We start from the raw sequence: 15,436 nt of genomic DNA on the forward strand, positions 1-15,436 counted from the left end.
CATCAGCCGGTCACCCGCCGGCAGCGATCGAACCGAAGGAAAGGGGAGTGCAGAGATGTCTCTCATTGACGTTGTGGTCTCGGACATTGTCCAGGAGACCCCCACAATCAAGTCGTTCTACCTCACTCTGCCCGATGGCAGCCCGGTGGGCCACTACTCCCCCGGCGCACATATCGACGTCGTCGGACCGACCTCACTGACCCGGCAGTACTCCCTGTGCGGTCGCCCGGACGGTGACGACGCCTACCTCTTCGCGGTCAAGCGCGAGGAAGGTGGCCGTGGTGGGTCAGAGGCGCTGCACGACCTCAAAGTCGGTGACAGGCTGAAGGTCTCCGAGCCCCGGAACCTGATGAAGATCGCCGAAGCGGGAAAACATCACGTGCTGGTGGCCGGTGGCATCGGTATCACCCCGATGCTCAGCCTGGCCCGCTACATGGATGTCCGGGACATCAGTTTCGAACTGCATTATTATGCCCGCAGTGAGGAGGAGGCGGCGTTCCTCCCGATCCTCACGGAGAAGTGCCCGGACAAGCTCCACGCCCACCTCGGGGTGGACCGGGACACCCAGAGCAGCCACCTGGCAGCCATGGTCGAGGACCTGCCGGAGGGAAGCCACCTCTATGTCTGTGGTCCCACACCGTTCATGGACCAGGTCCGTGACATCGCGGGAAAGGAACTGCCCGAGGACTCCATCCACTTCGAGAACTTCAAGCCGGCGGAATCAGAGGGGGAGCAGGAGAACACGGAGTTCGACGTCGAACTCGAGGGGGAGACCTACCATGTTCCCGCGGACCGCTCGATCGTCGAGGTGCTCAACGAGGCCGGCTGTGAGATCGACACCTCCTGTGAGGAGGGGATCTGCGGCACCTGCATCATGGAGGTGCTGGAGGGAACCCCGGAGCACCGGGACAGCGTCCTGACGAAGTCGGAGCGGGAGTCCGGTGAAACCATGGCGGTGTGTGTCTCCCGGACCAGGGACCCGAAACTCGTGCTCGAGTACTTCTGACACCATCTCCCGATCTGCCCCGTGGCCCTGTTGGGCTGCGGGGCTAAATTTCTGTCCGGCGCCGGTGGTACCGGATGAAACCGGTCCGGGCGTCGGGGCCCGTTCCGCGCGCCTGCAGCCGCGAGCATCGGTTCGACGTCCCCGTCCAGGTCACCCGGAACTAGGGATTTCCTTAGTGGAGTGACAGGTTCTCCCGATTTCTGTGCGGCCCCTCCTCCAATAATATTACCCACATCACATTAATTGTCCGATGTGAGAGACGGCGGGGTCGAAGTGTTCGATCCCGCCTTTTGAGAGTCTCCGACCATCCTCAGGAGGAACCTGATGCGATCGACTTTAAGAGCCGGGCGAAGCTGGTTGGCACCTTTGCTGGCCGTATCCCTGCTCCTGGCGGGGTGCTCCTCCGCCGGATCCTCGGATCCGGCGGACGGCGGCCGGGAAGAGGTGACCCTGACGCTGGCCACGAGCTTCAACCAGACCCACTCCAACAATGACGGAGTGTGGATGTTCATCGAGAACCTCAGGGAGAACGCCCCCTGGATCACCATCGAATACAAGGGCGGCCCGGAGGTGATGGCGCCGAACGTGCTGATTGAAGGGGTGTCCGCCGGGGTCTTCGACATGGGCTCGATGCCCGGCGACTACTACGTGGACCAACTGCCGGCCATGGAGGTTCCGCGGTTCACCCCGTACTCCCCCATGGAGGAGCGCGAGCTCGGCATCACCGACATCTACGACGAGATCCACCGGGACCAGCTGGGCATCACGTACCTGGGCCACACCGTGGCCGGCATGCCCCAGGTGCTGCTCGTCGACACCCCGATCACGGAGGCGAACCTGCAGGGCAAGTCCCTACGGACCTCCTCCGCAGCCTCCGGCATGGTGCAGGCGATGGGTGGAGTACCGGTCGATCTGCCGGGCGGTGAGGTCTACACCGCCCTGGAACGCGGCGTGGTCTCCGGCGCCAGCTGGGCGGCGGTGGGGCCGAGCAGCCTCGGGCTGCAGGAAGTGGTCGGCTACCACGTGGCCCCGCGCTTCTACGAGTCCATGGCCAACCTCGTGATGAACGAGAACACCTGGGAAAACCTGGACCAGGAGACCCAGCAGGCGATCACCGAGACCATCACCGAGACCGAACCGGAGATCTTCGAGCACTTCATGAACAAGTCGGTGGCCGAGACCCGGGAGTGGGAGGACGCCGGCGTGCAGGAGACGACGCTGCGCGAGGAAGAGGCGGACCGCATCTTCGAGCTGGCGTATCACGCGGGCTGGGAGGAGCTGGACTGGGACACCATCCTGGCCACCACCCCGGACGCCGCGAAACTCAAGCAGGCCTATGAAGACGGCATGACCGGCGACCTGGTGGACATCGTGCCCGGCGGCGCGACCATCGACCGCACCATCGCGCAGATCGAGCAGCTCAAGGAGGAGTCATGAGCTCACCACGTCAAGAAGAGCACACCACGCCCGTAGACCTGGGAAAGGCAGCGGAAACCCCGCATGATCTGGCCGCGTTGCCTGGTCGGGCCCTACTGCCCCAACGCCTCCTCCAGGGGGTCGGGGCCGCAGTTCTGCTGGCACTGGCCGTGCTGGTCACCATCGCGGTGATCATGCGCTACCTGGGCAACGGAATCATCGGCGTGGTGGAGATCGCCTCAATGTGCATGGTGGTCATCACCGTCCTGGTCATTCCGGCCGCCACCGCCGCAGATGAGAACTTCCGGGTCGAGGTCGCCGACTTCTTCGTCGGGGAAAAGACGATGGCGGGACTGAACATCCTCAGCATCATCGTGCAGATCGTGGTGGCCGTGTTTCTTGCGATCGCAGCCGTCGACCTGCTCATCCACGACATCGACACGCTGACCACCATGGGTGGCGAGCTGTCCCTGCCCCGCTGGTGGCTGTCACTGCCGGTGGCCCTGGGCTTTGTCGGCGTCGTCTACTCCACGATCCTGGTCGCCCTCCGCATCCGGCGGGACCCGGGGGCCAACACCGCACTCCCGAAGGACTGAGCGCCATGGAATGGTTCATCTTTCTCCCCGTATTCATCCTCGCGCTGGTCGTAGTTCTGCTGCTGCGCATCCCGGTCGCCTTCGGCATGCTGGCGATCGGCATCGCCTCCTGTTTCCTGATCTTCGGCAGCTTCTCCGCCGCCTCCAAACTGGTGGGGCTGAGCGTGATCAGCTCGGTCAACAGCTTCACCTTCTCCGCTATCCCGCTGTTCATCCTGATGGGTGAGATCCTCTTCCGCTCCAAGATCGCCCAGGAGGCACTCGCGGAGATCTCGGTGCTCATGCGGGGGGTGCCGGGCAGGTTGCCCATGGTGGCGGTCGCCGGCGGTGGCGCCTTCGGTCTGCTCTCCGGATCTTCGCTCGCCAACACCGCCCTGTTTTCCCGGACGCTGCTGCCGCAGATGCGGGACGCCGGCTACAACCGGGAGCTGTCCGCCGGTTCCATTCTGGCCTCCGGCGGCCTGGCCATGGTCCTTCCGCCCAGCGCCCTCGGCATTCTCTGGGGCGGTATCGCCCAGGTGTCCATCGGGCCACTGATGATGGCCGGGATCATCCCCGGCATCCTGATGGGCATCGGCTACGTGGTCATCGTGCTCTGGCGCAGCCGGGGCGGCAATGACGTCCGCGACGAGGATACGTCCCGACGGTCCCCTGCCGAGGTGATCCGGGGATTCTTCACGAAACTGCTGATCCCGGGGGTCATCGCCTTCGTGATCCTGGGCCTGATCTTCTTCGGCGTCGCCACCCCGACCGAGTCGGCGGCGCTGGGTGCCACCGCCAGCGTGATCGTCGCCGCGGTGATCGGGCGACTCAGCCCCCGGGAACTGTGGCGGGCGGCGGTGGCCTCCGTGCGGACCACCACCACCATCTTCTTCCTGGTGATGGCCTCTACGCTGTACTCGCAGATCATGGCCTACATGGGGGCGACCCAGGGACTGGTCAACTGGTTGACCGAGTCGGTGACCAACGGCCTGATCATGATGGTGATCATCATCGTCCTGCTGGTGATCCTGAGTGCCTTCATCGACCAGGCCTCGATCATGATGATCACTGCTCCGTTGCTCATGCCGATCGCCGCCCAGTTCGGCTGGAACGGCATCTGGTTCTCCATTCTGGTGCTGGTGACCCTGCAGATCGGCAATATCTCCCCGCCCTTCGGCATGGGACTGTTCGTCATGAAGTCCACCGCCCCCTGGCTCCCGATGTCGGCACTGTACCGGGCCGCGATTCCGTGGATCATCTCGGACCTGGTGGTCGTGACGATCCTGGCGATCTTCCCGTGGCTGGTCATGGTGATCCCGAACCTCATGGGCTGACACTCCCCCGGTCCCCCCGAAATCCGGCAGTGGTGAGACCACTGTCCGGAATCGTGGATCATCGCGGTGCGGGCGGACAGGGTGGGACTACGTCGCAACAGCACCGACGGACTCACCCGGTAGGACAGGCCCAGGCCTGTCCTACCGGGTGAGTGGCTTGTGCCGCGCCGTGCAGTCAGCACCGTGCCCGGAATCTGGCCGGCTCCCGACCGGGGCCGGTGGTGACGCCGCCGGCACCCCGGGACACGCAATAGCCGGGCGGCCGATGCAGCGGTCGAAGGCGTCACCGCGCAGGCAGGCGGAAGATCCCGGGCACGCGGAGGAGACCGGGATCGTGGGAACTGTTGCCGTGGTTCTTCTGCGGGGACGGCCGGTTCAGCACTGACCGACCACGGATCCCCGCGGTGCTCAGCGCACCTCGACCTGGTAGCGCAAAATGTCGCGCACCAGTGTGCCGATGCTGTCGGCGTCCGTCTTCATCTTGATGCGGGTGCGGTGCACGTCGACGGTCTTCACGCTCATACCCAGTCGGCGGGCGATGGTCTGGCTGGGCAGTCCCTCGATCACCAGCACCAGGACCTCCCGCTCCCGGGGGGTGAGCAGATTGATCTTGTCCGACAGCTGCCGGGCCCGCCGGTAGGCACGGAAGCGCTGGGCGGCGTTGTCCACGCCGAGCTGGACGGCGTCGATGAGCTGCTGCGGTTCGTAGGGCTTCTCCAGGAAGTCCTGGGCACCGGCCTTCATGGTGGATACGGACATGTTGATGTCGCCGTGGGCGGAGACGAAGATGATCGCCACGTGGGGAGCGATCACGTTGAGCCGTTCCTGCAGGCGGGTGCCGCTCATCCGGGGCATACGGACATCCAACACCAGGCAGGCGGGGCTGTCGGGATCGAACTGCTCCAGGAATTCATCCGCGCTGTGGCAGATGGTGCAGGTGATGGCGGCGCTGTCGAGCAGCCATTCCACGGATTCACACAGTTCCGGGTCATCGTCGATCACATAGACCCGGGCGGGCGGAACCGGGTCTTTGTCCTGGTTCATGGCGTCTCTGTCAGGGCTGAGGGACGGGGTGGGTCGGGTGGTGGTCATGGTTGCCTCAGTCCCAGGCGGCGTCGGCCGTCCAGTAGTTCATGCCGAAGTCACTGACCTGGTGCTGCCAGTCGGTGGTGCGGCGTAGCTCGGGCTCTTCCTGGCGCACCGAGGCGTCGGCGGCCTCGGGGCCGTCGGCTTCCACGGTCCAGTGCACCCAGTTCACCTCACGGCCGTGCTCGTCGTGGACGAAGAGGTCCACGTGGTGCCAGCCGTAGTTGAAGGTGTCCTCGTAGCAGGTCAGGAACATGTGGTGGTGAGTGGTGGGACGGGGTTTGATTACCATGTCAGATCCTTCAGGGTTGGTTGGGTGTTGTGCTCCGAAAAGGACGGGAGGCGCCGCAGCAGCTGCTCGAGACGGCGGCCGAGGGCGAGCAGCCGGGGTTCGGAGCCGGGCAGACCGATCAGTTGCAGACCGAGGGGCATTCCGGTGGTGGCGCGGGCACCGGGCACCACGACCACGGGTAGGCCGAGCAACTGCCAGGGGCGGCTGAGATCCGGGGAGCCGGTGCCCGTGCTGCGGTCCGGGGCCGGTCCCTGGGCCGCCGGGCCGATGATGATGCCGTCTGCGCCGAGTTTGCGCTCCAGGGCCCGATAGGAGATCTCGCGGCGGATCAGCGCCTCCCGGTAGTCCTGCTCCGGTACTTCGGAACCGCTCCGCAGCAGCTCCTGCAGCTGCGGACTCAGCTCCGTCCCGTGTTCCGCCCTGACCGTGGCCATCGTGCGGGCAGCCTCATGGCCCATCACTGTGCGGTGGTCACTGGCCAGGGTGGTCACGTGGTCGTTCCAGTCCAACAGCTCATTGCCCGCGCCGACCTCGTCGGACAGGCGGGGGACCTCCCGCAGGAGGTCCTGCATCTGAGGCGCCAGTGGAAGCAGGTCCGAGCCCTGCCACACATGCAGGGTCGTCTCACCGGGAACCGGTTGCGGCGTGGAATCGTACTCCCGACCGGTGATCGCCGCATGGACATAATCCAGGTCAGCCACCGTCCGGGTGAGCAGGCCGAGGGCGTCGAGGGTCTTACTGAGGCCGTGGACGCCGGTCATCGGGACGGACCCCACCGCCAGGACCATGCCCGCTGCCCCGCAGAAGGATGCCGGGCGCGTCAGGGAGCCCGCGGTCTGCGTGCCCAAGGCCACGGCGATCGTGTTGGCCCCGACCGCTGCGGCGGAGCCGCTGGAGGAGCCGCCCGGCGTGTGGCTGTGGTCCCACGGGTTCGCGGTCGGTCCCGGAGAGAAGTAGCCGAACTCGGTGGTCACGGTCTTACCCTGGATCACGGCGCCCAACTCCCGGAGCCGGGCGACGAATGCGGCGTCGGAGCGCGCCGGGGCGTCGGCGGTGATCGGCGACCCGGAGCGGGTGGGCAGGCCGGCGACGTCGATGATGTCCTTGACGCCGATGGAAATACCCGCCAGGGGGCGCGGATCCGGTGCCGTTTCCCCGGGAACCGGGATGGCGGTGTTCTCCTGGGAGAGCGCGACCCAGGCCTTGAGTTTTCTCTCGTAGCGGGTGATGTCGGTGCGGACTGCGGCGGCAAGTTCGGCGGCGGAAATGGCACCGTTATGCACGGCCTCCACCTGCTCGCTGATGCCCCGGTTCCGGTAGATCGAAGTCATCGGATCTCCTGGACGGCTGGTGATTGCTTCATGGGGTGGGGTGAATCACGTCACTAAATCATGAAGATCACATTACGACAGTCCATTTCCCTATAGAAGCAATCAAGACTAAAGGTTTCCCCACTATCTGTGTAAGTCGGATCACAGTTACCTTGCTGGCAGATCGAAAGCCAGCTGCCGGCCACGGGCCGGGGAATCGGAGAGATGATGACCGTCACCAAGCAGTCAGCGGGGGAGTTGACCTCGGCCGAAGCCGAACAAGCCAGACGGCGCAGACACCGTCCGACGGCCCGGGCCTGGGTCATCGTCGGACTCCTGGTGGTCTTCCAGATCATCGCCTTCGCGGACAAGGCCGTCCTGGGACTCGTCGCACCGCACGCGATGCCCGAACTCGGGCTGAGCCCGACCCAGTTCGGCTTCATCGGCAGCGCCTTCTTCTTCCTCTACTCCGTGGTCTCCGTGCTCGCCGGCGTTCTGGCGTCCCGGATATCCGTGCACTGGATTCTGTTGGCCCTCGGCGTGACGTGGGCCGTCATGCAGTTCCCGATGCTGCTGGGTGGCGGAGCGGCGGTGCTGCTGGCCACCCGCATCGTCCTGGGCGGGGCTGAGGGGCCGGCCACCGCCATGTCGCTGACCTCGGCGCACACCTGGTTCCACCCCTCGCGCCGGGCCCTGCCCTCCAATCTGGTGGCTATCGGCTCGACCCTGGGCCCCGTCGTCGCCGCCCCCTTCATCGCCGCAGTGATCGGCATGTGGGGCTGGCGCTGGGCCTTCGGTGCGCTCGGCATCATCGGCCTGGTCTGGGTGGTGGCCTGGCTGCTCTTCGGCGGCGACGGCCCGTACCGTGCCGGGGCGACACAGCCGGAGAACGCCTCCGCAGAGGACCTGACCACCACCGCCGAGGTGGCCTCTGATGCGACCGAGACCGATGTGGTGGACCAGCAGAAACCGGTCAACATCTGGTACGCGTTGGGCAGCGTCGCCTTTTTCGCGGCGCTGTTCGGCGCCGCCTCCAACTTCTGGGTCCAGGGTTTCCTCACCACCTGGCTGCCGCAGTACCTGGGCACCGTCATCGGCCTGTCCCTCGCGGAGGTCGGGGTGTACACCACCTTCCCCTGGGTGCTCGGCGCCCTGGTGCTGCTGGGACTCGGCTGGGCCGGCCACCGCATGATGCAGCGGGGGCGTTCCGCCCACCTGGCGATCGCCGTCCCCTTCGGGCTCTCCACCGCAGTGGCGGGACTGGCCTTCCTCCTGATCCCGGTGGCGCCGGGCGGGCTGTCCGTGGTCCTGCTCTCCATCGCGGGCGGCTGCAGCCTGGTGTTCCCCATGTCAGCGTCGGCCCTTGGCTACGCCGTGGGCCCCAAGCAGCGCCCGATCATGATGGCCACGCTGGGCGGGTTCGCCGCCATCGGCGCGATCATCTCGCCGATCCTGGTCGGCTGGCTGATGACGGCCGCCGGCTACGAGGCTCCGGCCGCAGGGGTCGAGCCCTCGGCGGCGACGGTGGCCGCGATGGCTGACGGAGTGCACCTGGCCTTCCTGATCACCGGTGTCTTCCTGGTGACCGCAGGTCTGCTGGCGGCGATCTTCCTCCGGCCGGAACAGCTGGGCCGTCGCCTGCAGGAGCGCCACGTCACCGCCGCATCGTGACATCCCGATAGCCCCCATTTTTCAGGAAAAGGAGAAAGACAATGACCACACTCATCCCCGACACCTTCGATCCCCAGGTCTTCCGCGAAGTCATGGGCCACTACCCCACCGGGGTCGCCGTGGTGACCGGACGCAGTACCGAAGGCGAGATCCTGGCGCTCGTGGTGGGTACCTTCTCGTCGGTGTCCCTGGACCCGCCGCTGGTGTCCTTCATGCCGATGAAGACCTCCCGGACCTTCCAGAAGCTGCGGGCCTGTGATTCGCTGTGCATCAATATCCTGGGTGGCGAGCAGCAGGCTGAGATGCTGGCCATCGCGCAGCGCTGGGAGAACAAACTCGACGGCATCGAGTGGTACCCCTCCCCCTCCGGGGACCCGATTCTGCGTAACTCCATCGCCTGGATCGACACCACCATTTCCGATGTCGTCGAGGCCGGTGATCACTGGATCGTGCTCTGCGCGGTGGCGGACCTGCAGGTGACCAACTCTGTGGCCCCGTTGCTGTTCTTCCAGGGCGGGTACGGCAGCTTCGCGGGCACCGAGCAGGTCTCCCGGCTCAGCCATGAGATCCTCCCGGCCATCCACGCCGCCCACACGGCCAGCGGGAAGCTGAAGGACCTGGCCCACTCGATCGGCTGCGAGGTCTCGGTGTTCGCCGCCATCAGTGACGACGAGTTCGCCACGGTCTTTTCCGAACTCTCCGCTGACGCCACCCGCGAGGGGGGACTGCCCAGCCGGGTCCCGCTCGTCCCGCCGATCGGTGACAGCTATCTCTTCGACAAATCCGCGGAGCTGCAGGAACGCTGGATCAGCAAGCTCAAGAAGCCCTCCGATGAGGTCCGTGAGCTGCACCAGCGCCGCCTGACGTTCATGCGGGAACACGGTTATCTGCTGGCCTTCCTCCCCGAGGAGGATTCCACGGCCTACTCGCAGATGATCCGCGCGACCAGAGAGTACAAGAAGGCCAGCCTCACCCCGCTGGAGGAACGCAGCCTCCGCGAGACCATCGGTTCCACCCCGCTGGACTATGAGCCCCGGGAGCTTGACGACGGCGCGGTCTACCACGTCGGCTCCATGGTGCTGCCCGTCAGGGACCCCGCCGGCCAGTACACGATGACCCTGCGGCTGGCGCAGCTGCCGGGCGGGGTCACGGGAGCCACCGTCCGGGACTGGGTTGAACGCGCCAAGGCGGTGATCCCCGACATCGAGAACGCGGGATCCGCAGAAACCACTGAGAACTGAGAGAAGGACGACATTCATGAGTGAAGAACTGATCACCAAGCTGGAACGCCGCATCGACATCCTGGAGGCGGAGGCGGACATCCGCCGCATCCAGGCCCGCTACATGTACCTGTGTGACACTCCCTGCCCGGTCTATCCGCCGGTGACCGACCAGGAACGCATTGAGCTGATCCTCGAGCTCTACACCGAGGACGCCGTGTGGGAGGGTGTGGGAGAGTACTACGACAACCAGTTCGGTAAAGCGGAGGGCAAGGACGCCATCCGCACCCACTTCAACCGTTTCTGGCCGGAGGACCAGGACCCGAAACTGCTGCTGAACGCCCACTACCTGACCTCCGAGCAGATCTTCGTGGACGGGGATGAGGCCACCGGCCTGTGGATCCACATGCAGCCCTGGTTGTTCTCCGACGGCACGTCCCTGCTGCGTTCCAGCCGTCTGAACAACGCCTTCCGGCGGGAGAACGGGGAATGGAAGATCACCCGGACCCGGACCGAGAACGTGTTCATCGCCCCGCTTCCGGACAACTTCGCCGAAAGCTACCCGAGCACCTCCGAATTGCTGAAGTAGCTCTTCCGCCACTGCCGCGGTGTAATCCCCCGGGGCGGAACCCCTCACCGCACCGGTCACAGCTCCAGTTCCTCGCCCAGCAGCACCGTCCTGGTGCGGGGAAGGCGGAAGGTCTCGGTCCGGTCGGCCTGGTTGCGCTCCATGATGAGGAAGATCTTCTGGCCCCAACCACGGAAGCGGTGGGCACGGGACGGCCGCAGGGTCAGCACCGAGAGGAAGTAGAGGGCGCTGTCCAGGTCGAGTTCGAGTTCCGGGGTGCGGTGGAGTGCCAGGGCGAGGTTTCGGGGCACGTCCTGAACGTCCGTGAAACCGGTCCGGATCGTCACGGCGACGATGCCGTCGGATACTGAGCCGATGCTGTCGACGGACACCCGGTCCGCGGAACGCACATGGGGGACATTCACGTGGACCACCCGCACGATGATCACGTGCTCGTGCAGCAGGCGGAAGTTTCTGACGCAGGTGGCCATGGCCAACGGGGTGGTGTCGGAGCTGGTGTGCGGGAAGACGGCTACGCCGGGGAGCCGGCGGACCGGTGAATCGCGCAGGGAGGCGATGAATGGCAGGAGCGGACCCTCGGTCCCCCACCGCGCGGCCCGGAGCTGTTCAGTGCCGTGCCGCCAGGTGACCATCAGCAGCAGCATGAAGGACGCCACCAGGAGAGGCAACCAACCACCGGAGAAGAGCTTCGTGGTGTTGGCGGCGAAGAGCAGGGCCTCCAGCAGCCCGATCACGAGGACATAGGCGGCGATCCGGACCCAGCCCCACCGCCACAACCTGCCGGCGAACACCAGGAAGAGACTGGATTCCAGGAGCAGGGTCCCGGTGACCGCGAGCCCGTAGGCACTGGCCAGACTGGCGGAAGAACCGAAGGCGAGCACGAGTGTCAGAATACAGAGGAACAGGACCCAGTTGACCAGGGGCAGATAGACCTGTCCCTCCTCCGACCGGGAGGTGTGCCGGACCACCAGTCGCGGCAGCAACCGCAGCCGGATGGCCTGGCGCGTCACCGAGAAGGTCCCGGAGATCACCGCCTGGGAGGCGATGACGGTGGCGACGGTGGCGAAGATGACCAGCGGCAGCTGCAGGGATGCCGGCGCGAGATGGAACAGGGGGTTGCCCACCGCTTCGGGCCGGGTGATGACGAGCGCGCCCTGCCCCAGGTACACGAGTACCAGCGCCGGCATCGCGATCACGAGCCAGGCCAGACGTACGGTCCGGGCGTTGAAGTGGCCCAGGTCGGCATAGAGAGCCTCGGCCCCGGTGACGGTGAGGACCACTGCACCCAGCAGCACAAAGGCCTGGAAGGGCTCCCGGGCGATCAGCTCGAAGGCCCAGTGCGGTGACAGACTCACCAGGATCCGCGGATGAGCGATGATCTGCGGTATCCCCAGGGCCGCCATGGTGCAGAACCAGGCCAGCATGAGGGGGCCGAAGGCACGGCCCACCCGGCCGGTGCCGAAACGCTGAACCGCGAACAAGACGATGACGATACCGGCGGAGATCGGGACCACCAGGTGGGACAGATCGGGTGAGACCACCGACAGTCCCTCGACCGCACTCAGCACCGAGATCGCGGGTGTGATCACGGCGTCCCCGTAGAACAGTGCGGCTCCCAGCGCCCCGAGCACGGTGACCGCCCGCAGGGTCCGACGCCCGTCCACGTGGTGGCGCAGCAGAGCCACCAGAGCCAGGATCCCGCCTTGCCCGTCATTGTCGGCGCGGGTGACTAACAGGACGTACTTGAGGGTGACCACGACGGTGATGGTCCACAGCACCATCGAGATGATGCCGTAGACGTTCTCCCGGGAGACGCTGACCGCATTGTGTTCCATGCTGAAGGCGGTGTGCAGCGCGTACAGGGGACTGGTGCCGATGTCGCCGAACACCACCCCGAGCGCCCCGACGGCCGCGAGGGCGGAGCCACGCTGCGCGGGACGCCGGGGGCTGCGGCTGCTCCCGGCTGCCGCACCGGAAAGCGCCCTGCCGGTGAAGCCGGCGCCGTCGGGTGGGTGCGGCCGGAGGCGTTCTGATCCGCGGGGTCGCCGGGTTGCCATGGCTCAAGTGTGCTCCCCGGCGCGACGGATTACCACGGGTTCGCCGCTCCGAGATCAAGAAGATGCCGGCTCACCACCCGCCGGCGCCACAGTCCCCGCCCCTGTGCTCCAGATGCCTCAACCAATCTCCCCCCAGTACCACCGGGGACGCTGAGAAGCAGCGGTGGGCGGCCCCACCACCGGGTCCCGGAGACCCCCGATCACCGCATTCCGACTTCTGCCCTGCGGCAGGTAAACTCGTCGGGCGTCAGCCACGCCACGACAGAAGGGCCTTTTCTGATGCCGCACCGCACCGGATTTGATCGGGAGAAATACATCGACATGCAGTCGCGGCACATCCAGAAACGCCGTGAGGAAATCGGCGGCAAGCTCTACCTGGAGATGGGCGGCAAACTCTTCGATGACATGCATGCCTCCCGCGTCCTGCCCGGCTTCACCCCGGACAACAAGATCGCGATGCTCGAGCAGATCAAGGACGAACTCGAGATCCTGGTCTGCATCAACGCCCTCGACCTGAAACGTCAGAAGGTCCGGGCAGACCTGGGCATCCCCTATGAGGAGGACGTGCTGCGTCTGATCGACGTCTTCCGGGAGCGTGGCTTCCTGGTGGACAACGTCGTGCTCACCCAATTCGAGGACGACAACCACATGGCCGCCGCCTTCCAGGACCGGCTGGAACGCCTCGGCCTGAAGGTCACCCGTCACTTCATCATCCCCGGCTACCCCACCGACACCCGCCGCATCGTCTCCGAGGAGGGTTTCGGCCGCAACGGTTACGTGGACACCAGCCGGGACCTGATCCTGGTCACCGCGCCGGGTCCGGGATCCGGCAAGCTCGCCACCTGCCTGTCACAGGTGTACCACGACTTCCAGTGCGGTATCACCGCCGGTTACGCCAAGTTCGAGACCTTCCCCATCTGGAACCTGCCGCTGGAGCACCCCGTGAACCTGGCCTATGAGGCCGCCACGGTGGATCTGGATGACATCAACGTCATCGACCCCTTCCATCTGGACGCCTACGGTGAACAGGTCACCAGCTACAACCGCGACGTCGAGGTCTTCCCGCTGCTGCGGACCCTGCTGGAGAAGCTGCACGGCGCCTCCCCCTACCAGTCGCCCACGGACATGGGGGTGAACATGGCCGGCTACTGCATCTCCGATGATGAGGTCTGCCGGCAGGCCGCCAGCCAGGAGATCATCCGCCGTTACTACAAGGCGCTGGTGGAGGAGCGCCGCGACGAACTTGATGACACCCTCTCCCAGCGCGTGGCCATGGTGATGAGCAAGGCCCGGGCCTCCATCGAGGACCGGCACGTGGTGGCCGCCGCTCTCGACCTGGAGCAGCAGACCGGTGCCCCGGCCTCCGCGATGGAGTTGGCCGACGGCACGATCATCACCGGCAAGACCTCCGACCTGCTCGGCTGCTCCTCGGCGATGCTGCTCAACGCCCTGAAGCACTTGGCGGGCATCGACCGGGACATCGACCTGCTCTCCCCCAGCTCGATTGAGCCGATCCAGACCCTCAAGACGGATCATCTGGGGTCCCGCAATCCGCGCCTGCACACTGATGAGGTGCTCATCGCCCTCTCGGTGTCCGGAGCCGCCAGTCAGGACGCCCGCTCCGCCCTGCGCGAACTGAAGAATCTGCAGGGCTGCGACGTCCACACCACCACGATCCTCGGCTCAGTGGACGAGGGTATCTTCCGTAATCTGGGCATCCTGGTCACTTCGGAGCCGAAGTACCAGCGCAAGGCGCTGTACCGGAAGCGGTGACCGGACAGATGTCGGGTAGGTAGCGGAAAGCGGCCGATTGTCCCCACGAGGCAAGGTCAATCCTGCGGTTGCCGCTACCTACCCGACACCCCCAGGCCAGACCGGGACCAGCTCCGCCGTTTTCGCCTCCCCTCCCCCGCTGGCTAGACTTCCCCCTTGTGTCGATCAGCAAGATTCTCCTGTATTACAAGTTCACCCCGCTCGCGGACCCGAAGGCGGTCATGCTGTGGCAGCGGGACCTCTGCGAGTCGCTGAATCTCAAGGGCCGCATCCTGGTCTCCACACACGGCATCAACGGCACTGTCGGCGGCGACATCGACGACTGTAAACGCTATATCCGCAAGACCCGTGACTATCCCGGTTTCCATGACATGGAGTTCAAGTGGTCCGAGGGCGGGGCGGAGGACTTCCCGAAGCTGAGCGTGAAGGTCCGGGACGAGATCGTCGCCTTCGGTGCCCCGGAGGAGCTGGAGGTGGATGAGAACGGCGTGGTCGGCGGCGGCACGCACCTCAACCCGGAGGAGGTCAACGAGCTGGTCGCGGCCCGCGGCGAGGAGGTCGTGTTCTTCGACGGGCGCAACGCCATGGAGGCCCAGATCGGCAAGTTCCGGGATGCAGTGGTCCCGGAGACGGACACCACCCATGACTTCATCGCGGAGATCGAATCGGGCAAGTATGACGACCTCAAGGACAAGCCGGTGGTCACCTACTGCACTGGTGGCATCCGCTGCGAAGTGCTGTCCTCCCTGATGGTCAACCGCGGCTTCAAGGAGGTCTACCAGCTCGACGGCGGCATCGTCCGCTACGGCGAGAAGTACGGCAATTCCGGTCTCTGGGAGGGATCGCTCTACGTCTTTGACAAGCGGATGCACATGGAGTTCGGTGAGGACGCCAAGCAGCTCGGGCACTGCGTGCGCTGTGGGTCCGCCACCAATAAATTCGAGCACTGCGTCAACGAGGACACCTGCCGGGAACTGGTGCTGATGTGCCCGGACTGCCACGGGAATGTGGCCACACGCCACTGCGGGCGCTCCGACTGTGCACAGGTCGCCGCCGAGCTGGCGGTCGTGGGCGGCTGACCGCGCGCTTCACGACGCCGCGGAC

Annotated in this window: 13 protein-coding genes; 9 read left to right on the top strand and 4 right to left on the bottom strand. The window is 65.8% G+C overall.

The window, feature by feature from the left end:
* Positions 1-55: 55 nt before the first annotated feature.
* From ACQCVD_RS08855 to ACQCVD_RS08870, 4 genes are all read left to right on the top strand, one after another.
* Entirely contained in the window at positions 56-1,006 is a 951-nt protein-coding gene (locus ACQCVD_RS08855) for a PDR/VanB family oxidoreductase (protein WP_426823374.1), read from the top strand.
* Positions 1,007-1,372: 366 nt separating this feature from the next.
* Positions 1,373-2,443: a TRAP transporter substrate-binding protein DctP gene (dctP, locus tag ACQCVD_RS08860; RefSeq protein ID WP_426823375.1), complete on the top strand. Its 1,071-nt coding sequence runs from the start codon at positions 1,373-1,375 to the stop codon at positions 2,441-2,443.
* Complete coding sequence (locus ACQCVD_RS08865; RefSeq protein ID WP_426823376.1) at positions 2,440-3,018, top strand: TRAP transporter small permease; 579 nt, start codon at positions 2,440-2,442, stop codon at positions 3,016-3,018. The genes dctP and ACQCVD_RS08865 overlap by 4 nt, the downstream gene beginning before the upstream one ends.
* 5 nt (positions 3,019-3,023) lie before the next feature.
* On the top strand, positions 3,024-4,334 hold the full coding sequence (locus ACQCVD_RS08870) for a TRAP transporter large permease (protein WP_426823377.1): 1,311 nt from the start codon (positions 3,024-3,026) through the stop codon (positions 4,332-4,334).
* A gap of 408 nt (positions 4,335-4,742) precedes the next feature.
* Here the strand turns inward: ACQCVD_RS08870 and ACQCVD_RS08875 are convergent, their stop codons facing one another.
* Genes ACQCVD_RS08875 through ACQCVD_RS08885 form a run of 3 tightly spaced genes read right to left on the bottom strand, consistent with a single transcriptional unit; the run spans position 4,743 to position 7,043 of the window.
* Positions 4,743-5,378, bottom strand: a complete 636-nt coding sequence (locus ACQCVD_RS08875; protein WP_426823378.1) for a response regulator transcription factor — start codon at positions 5,376-5,378, stop codon at positions 4,743-4,745.
* Between the two features lie 55 nt (positions 5,379-5,433).
* Positions 5,434-5,712: a hypothetical protein gene (locus tag ACQCVD_RS08880; RefSeq protein ID WP_426823379.1), complete on the bottom strand. Its 279-nt coding sequence runs from the start codon at positions 5,710-5,712 to the stop codon at positions 5,434-5,436.
* Positions 5,706-7,043: an amidase gene (locus tag ACQCVD_RS08885; protein WP_426823380.1), complete on the bottom strand. Its 1,338-nt coding sequence runs from the start codon at positions 7,041-7,043 to the stop codon at positions 5,706-5,708. The genes ACQCVD_RS08880 and ACQCVD_RS08885 overlap by 7 nt, the downstream gene beginning before the upstream one ends.
* Positions 7,044-7,250: 207 nt before the next feature.
* Here ACQCVD_RS08885 and ACQCVD_RS08890 point away from each other — a divergent pair, with 207 nt between their 5' ends.
* From ACQCVD_RS08890 to ACQCVD_RS08900, 3 genes are read left to right on the top strand one after another with little or no spacing between them, the layout of a single operon-like run.
* Positions 7,251-8,693: an MFS transporter gene (locus ACQCVD_RS08890; RefSeq protein WP_426823381.1), complete on the top strand. Its 1,443-nt coding sequence runs from the start codon at positions 7,251-7,253 to the stop codon at positions 8,691-8,693.
* 41 nt (positions 8,694-8,734) lie between these two features.
* Complete coding sequence (locus ACQCVD_RS08895) at positions 8,735-9,934, top strand: flavin reductase family protein (RefSeq protein ID WP_426823382.1); 1,200 nt, start codon at positions 8,735-8,737, stop codon at positions 9,932-9,934.
* Positions 9,935-9,950: 16 nt separating this feature from the next.
* Complete coding sequence (locus ACQCVD_RS08900) at positions 9,951-10,502, top strand: nuclear transport factor 2 family protein (protein ID WP_426823384.1); 552 nt, start codon at positions 9,951-9,953, stop codon at positions 10,500-10,502.
* Positions 10,503-10,558: 56 nt separating this feature from the next.
* Here the strand turns inward: ACQCVD_RS08900 and ACQCVD_RS08905 are convergent, their stop codons facing one another.
* Entirely contained in the window at positions 10,559-12,559 is a 2,001-nt protein-coding gene (locus ACQCVD_RS08905; protein ID WP_426823385.1) for a potassium transporter Kup, read from the bottom strand.
* A gap of 279 nt (positions 12,560-12,838) precedes the next feature.
* On the opposite strand from ACQCVD_RS08905, the gene ACQCVD_RS08910 reads away from it, so the two are divergent.
* Positions 12,839-14,332: a DUF1846 domain-containing protein gene (locus tag ACQCVD_RS08910; protein ID WP_426823386.1), complete on the top strand. Its 1,494-nt coding sequence runs from the start codon at positions 12,839-12,841 to the stop codon at positions 14,330-14,332.
* A gap of 158 nt (positions 14,333-14,490) precedes the next feature.
* Positions 14,491-15,411, top strand: a complete 921-nt coding sequence (locus tag ACQCVD_RS08915) for a rhodanese-related sulfurtransferase (protein ID WP_426823387.1) — start codon at positions 14,491-14,493, stop codon at positions 15,409-15,411.
* Positions 15,412-15,436 lie beyond the last annotated feature (25 nt).

Source organism: Corynebacterium halotolerans (genome assembly GCF_050107895.1).
In the GTDB taxonomy this organism is placed as follows: Bacteria; Actinomycetota; Actinomycetes; order Mycobacteriales; family Mycobacteriaceae; genus Corynebacterium; species Corynebacterium halotolerans_B.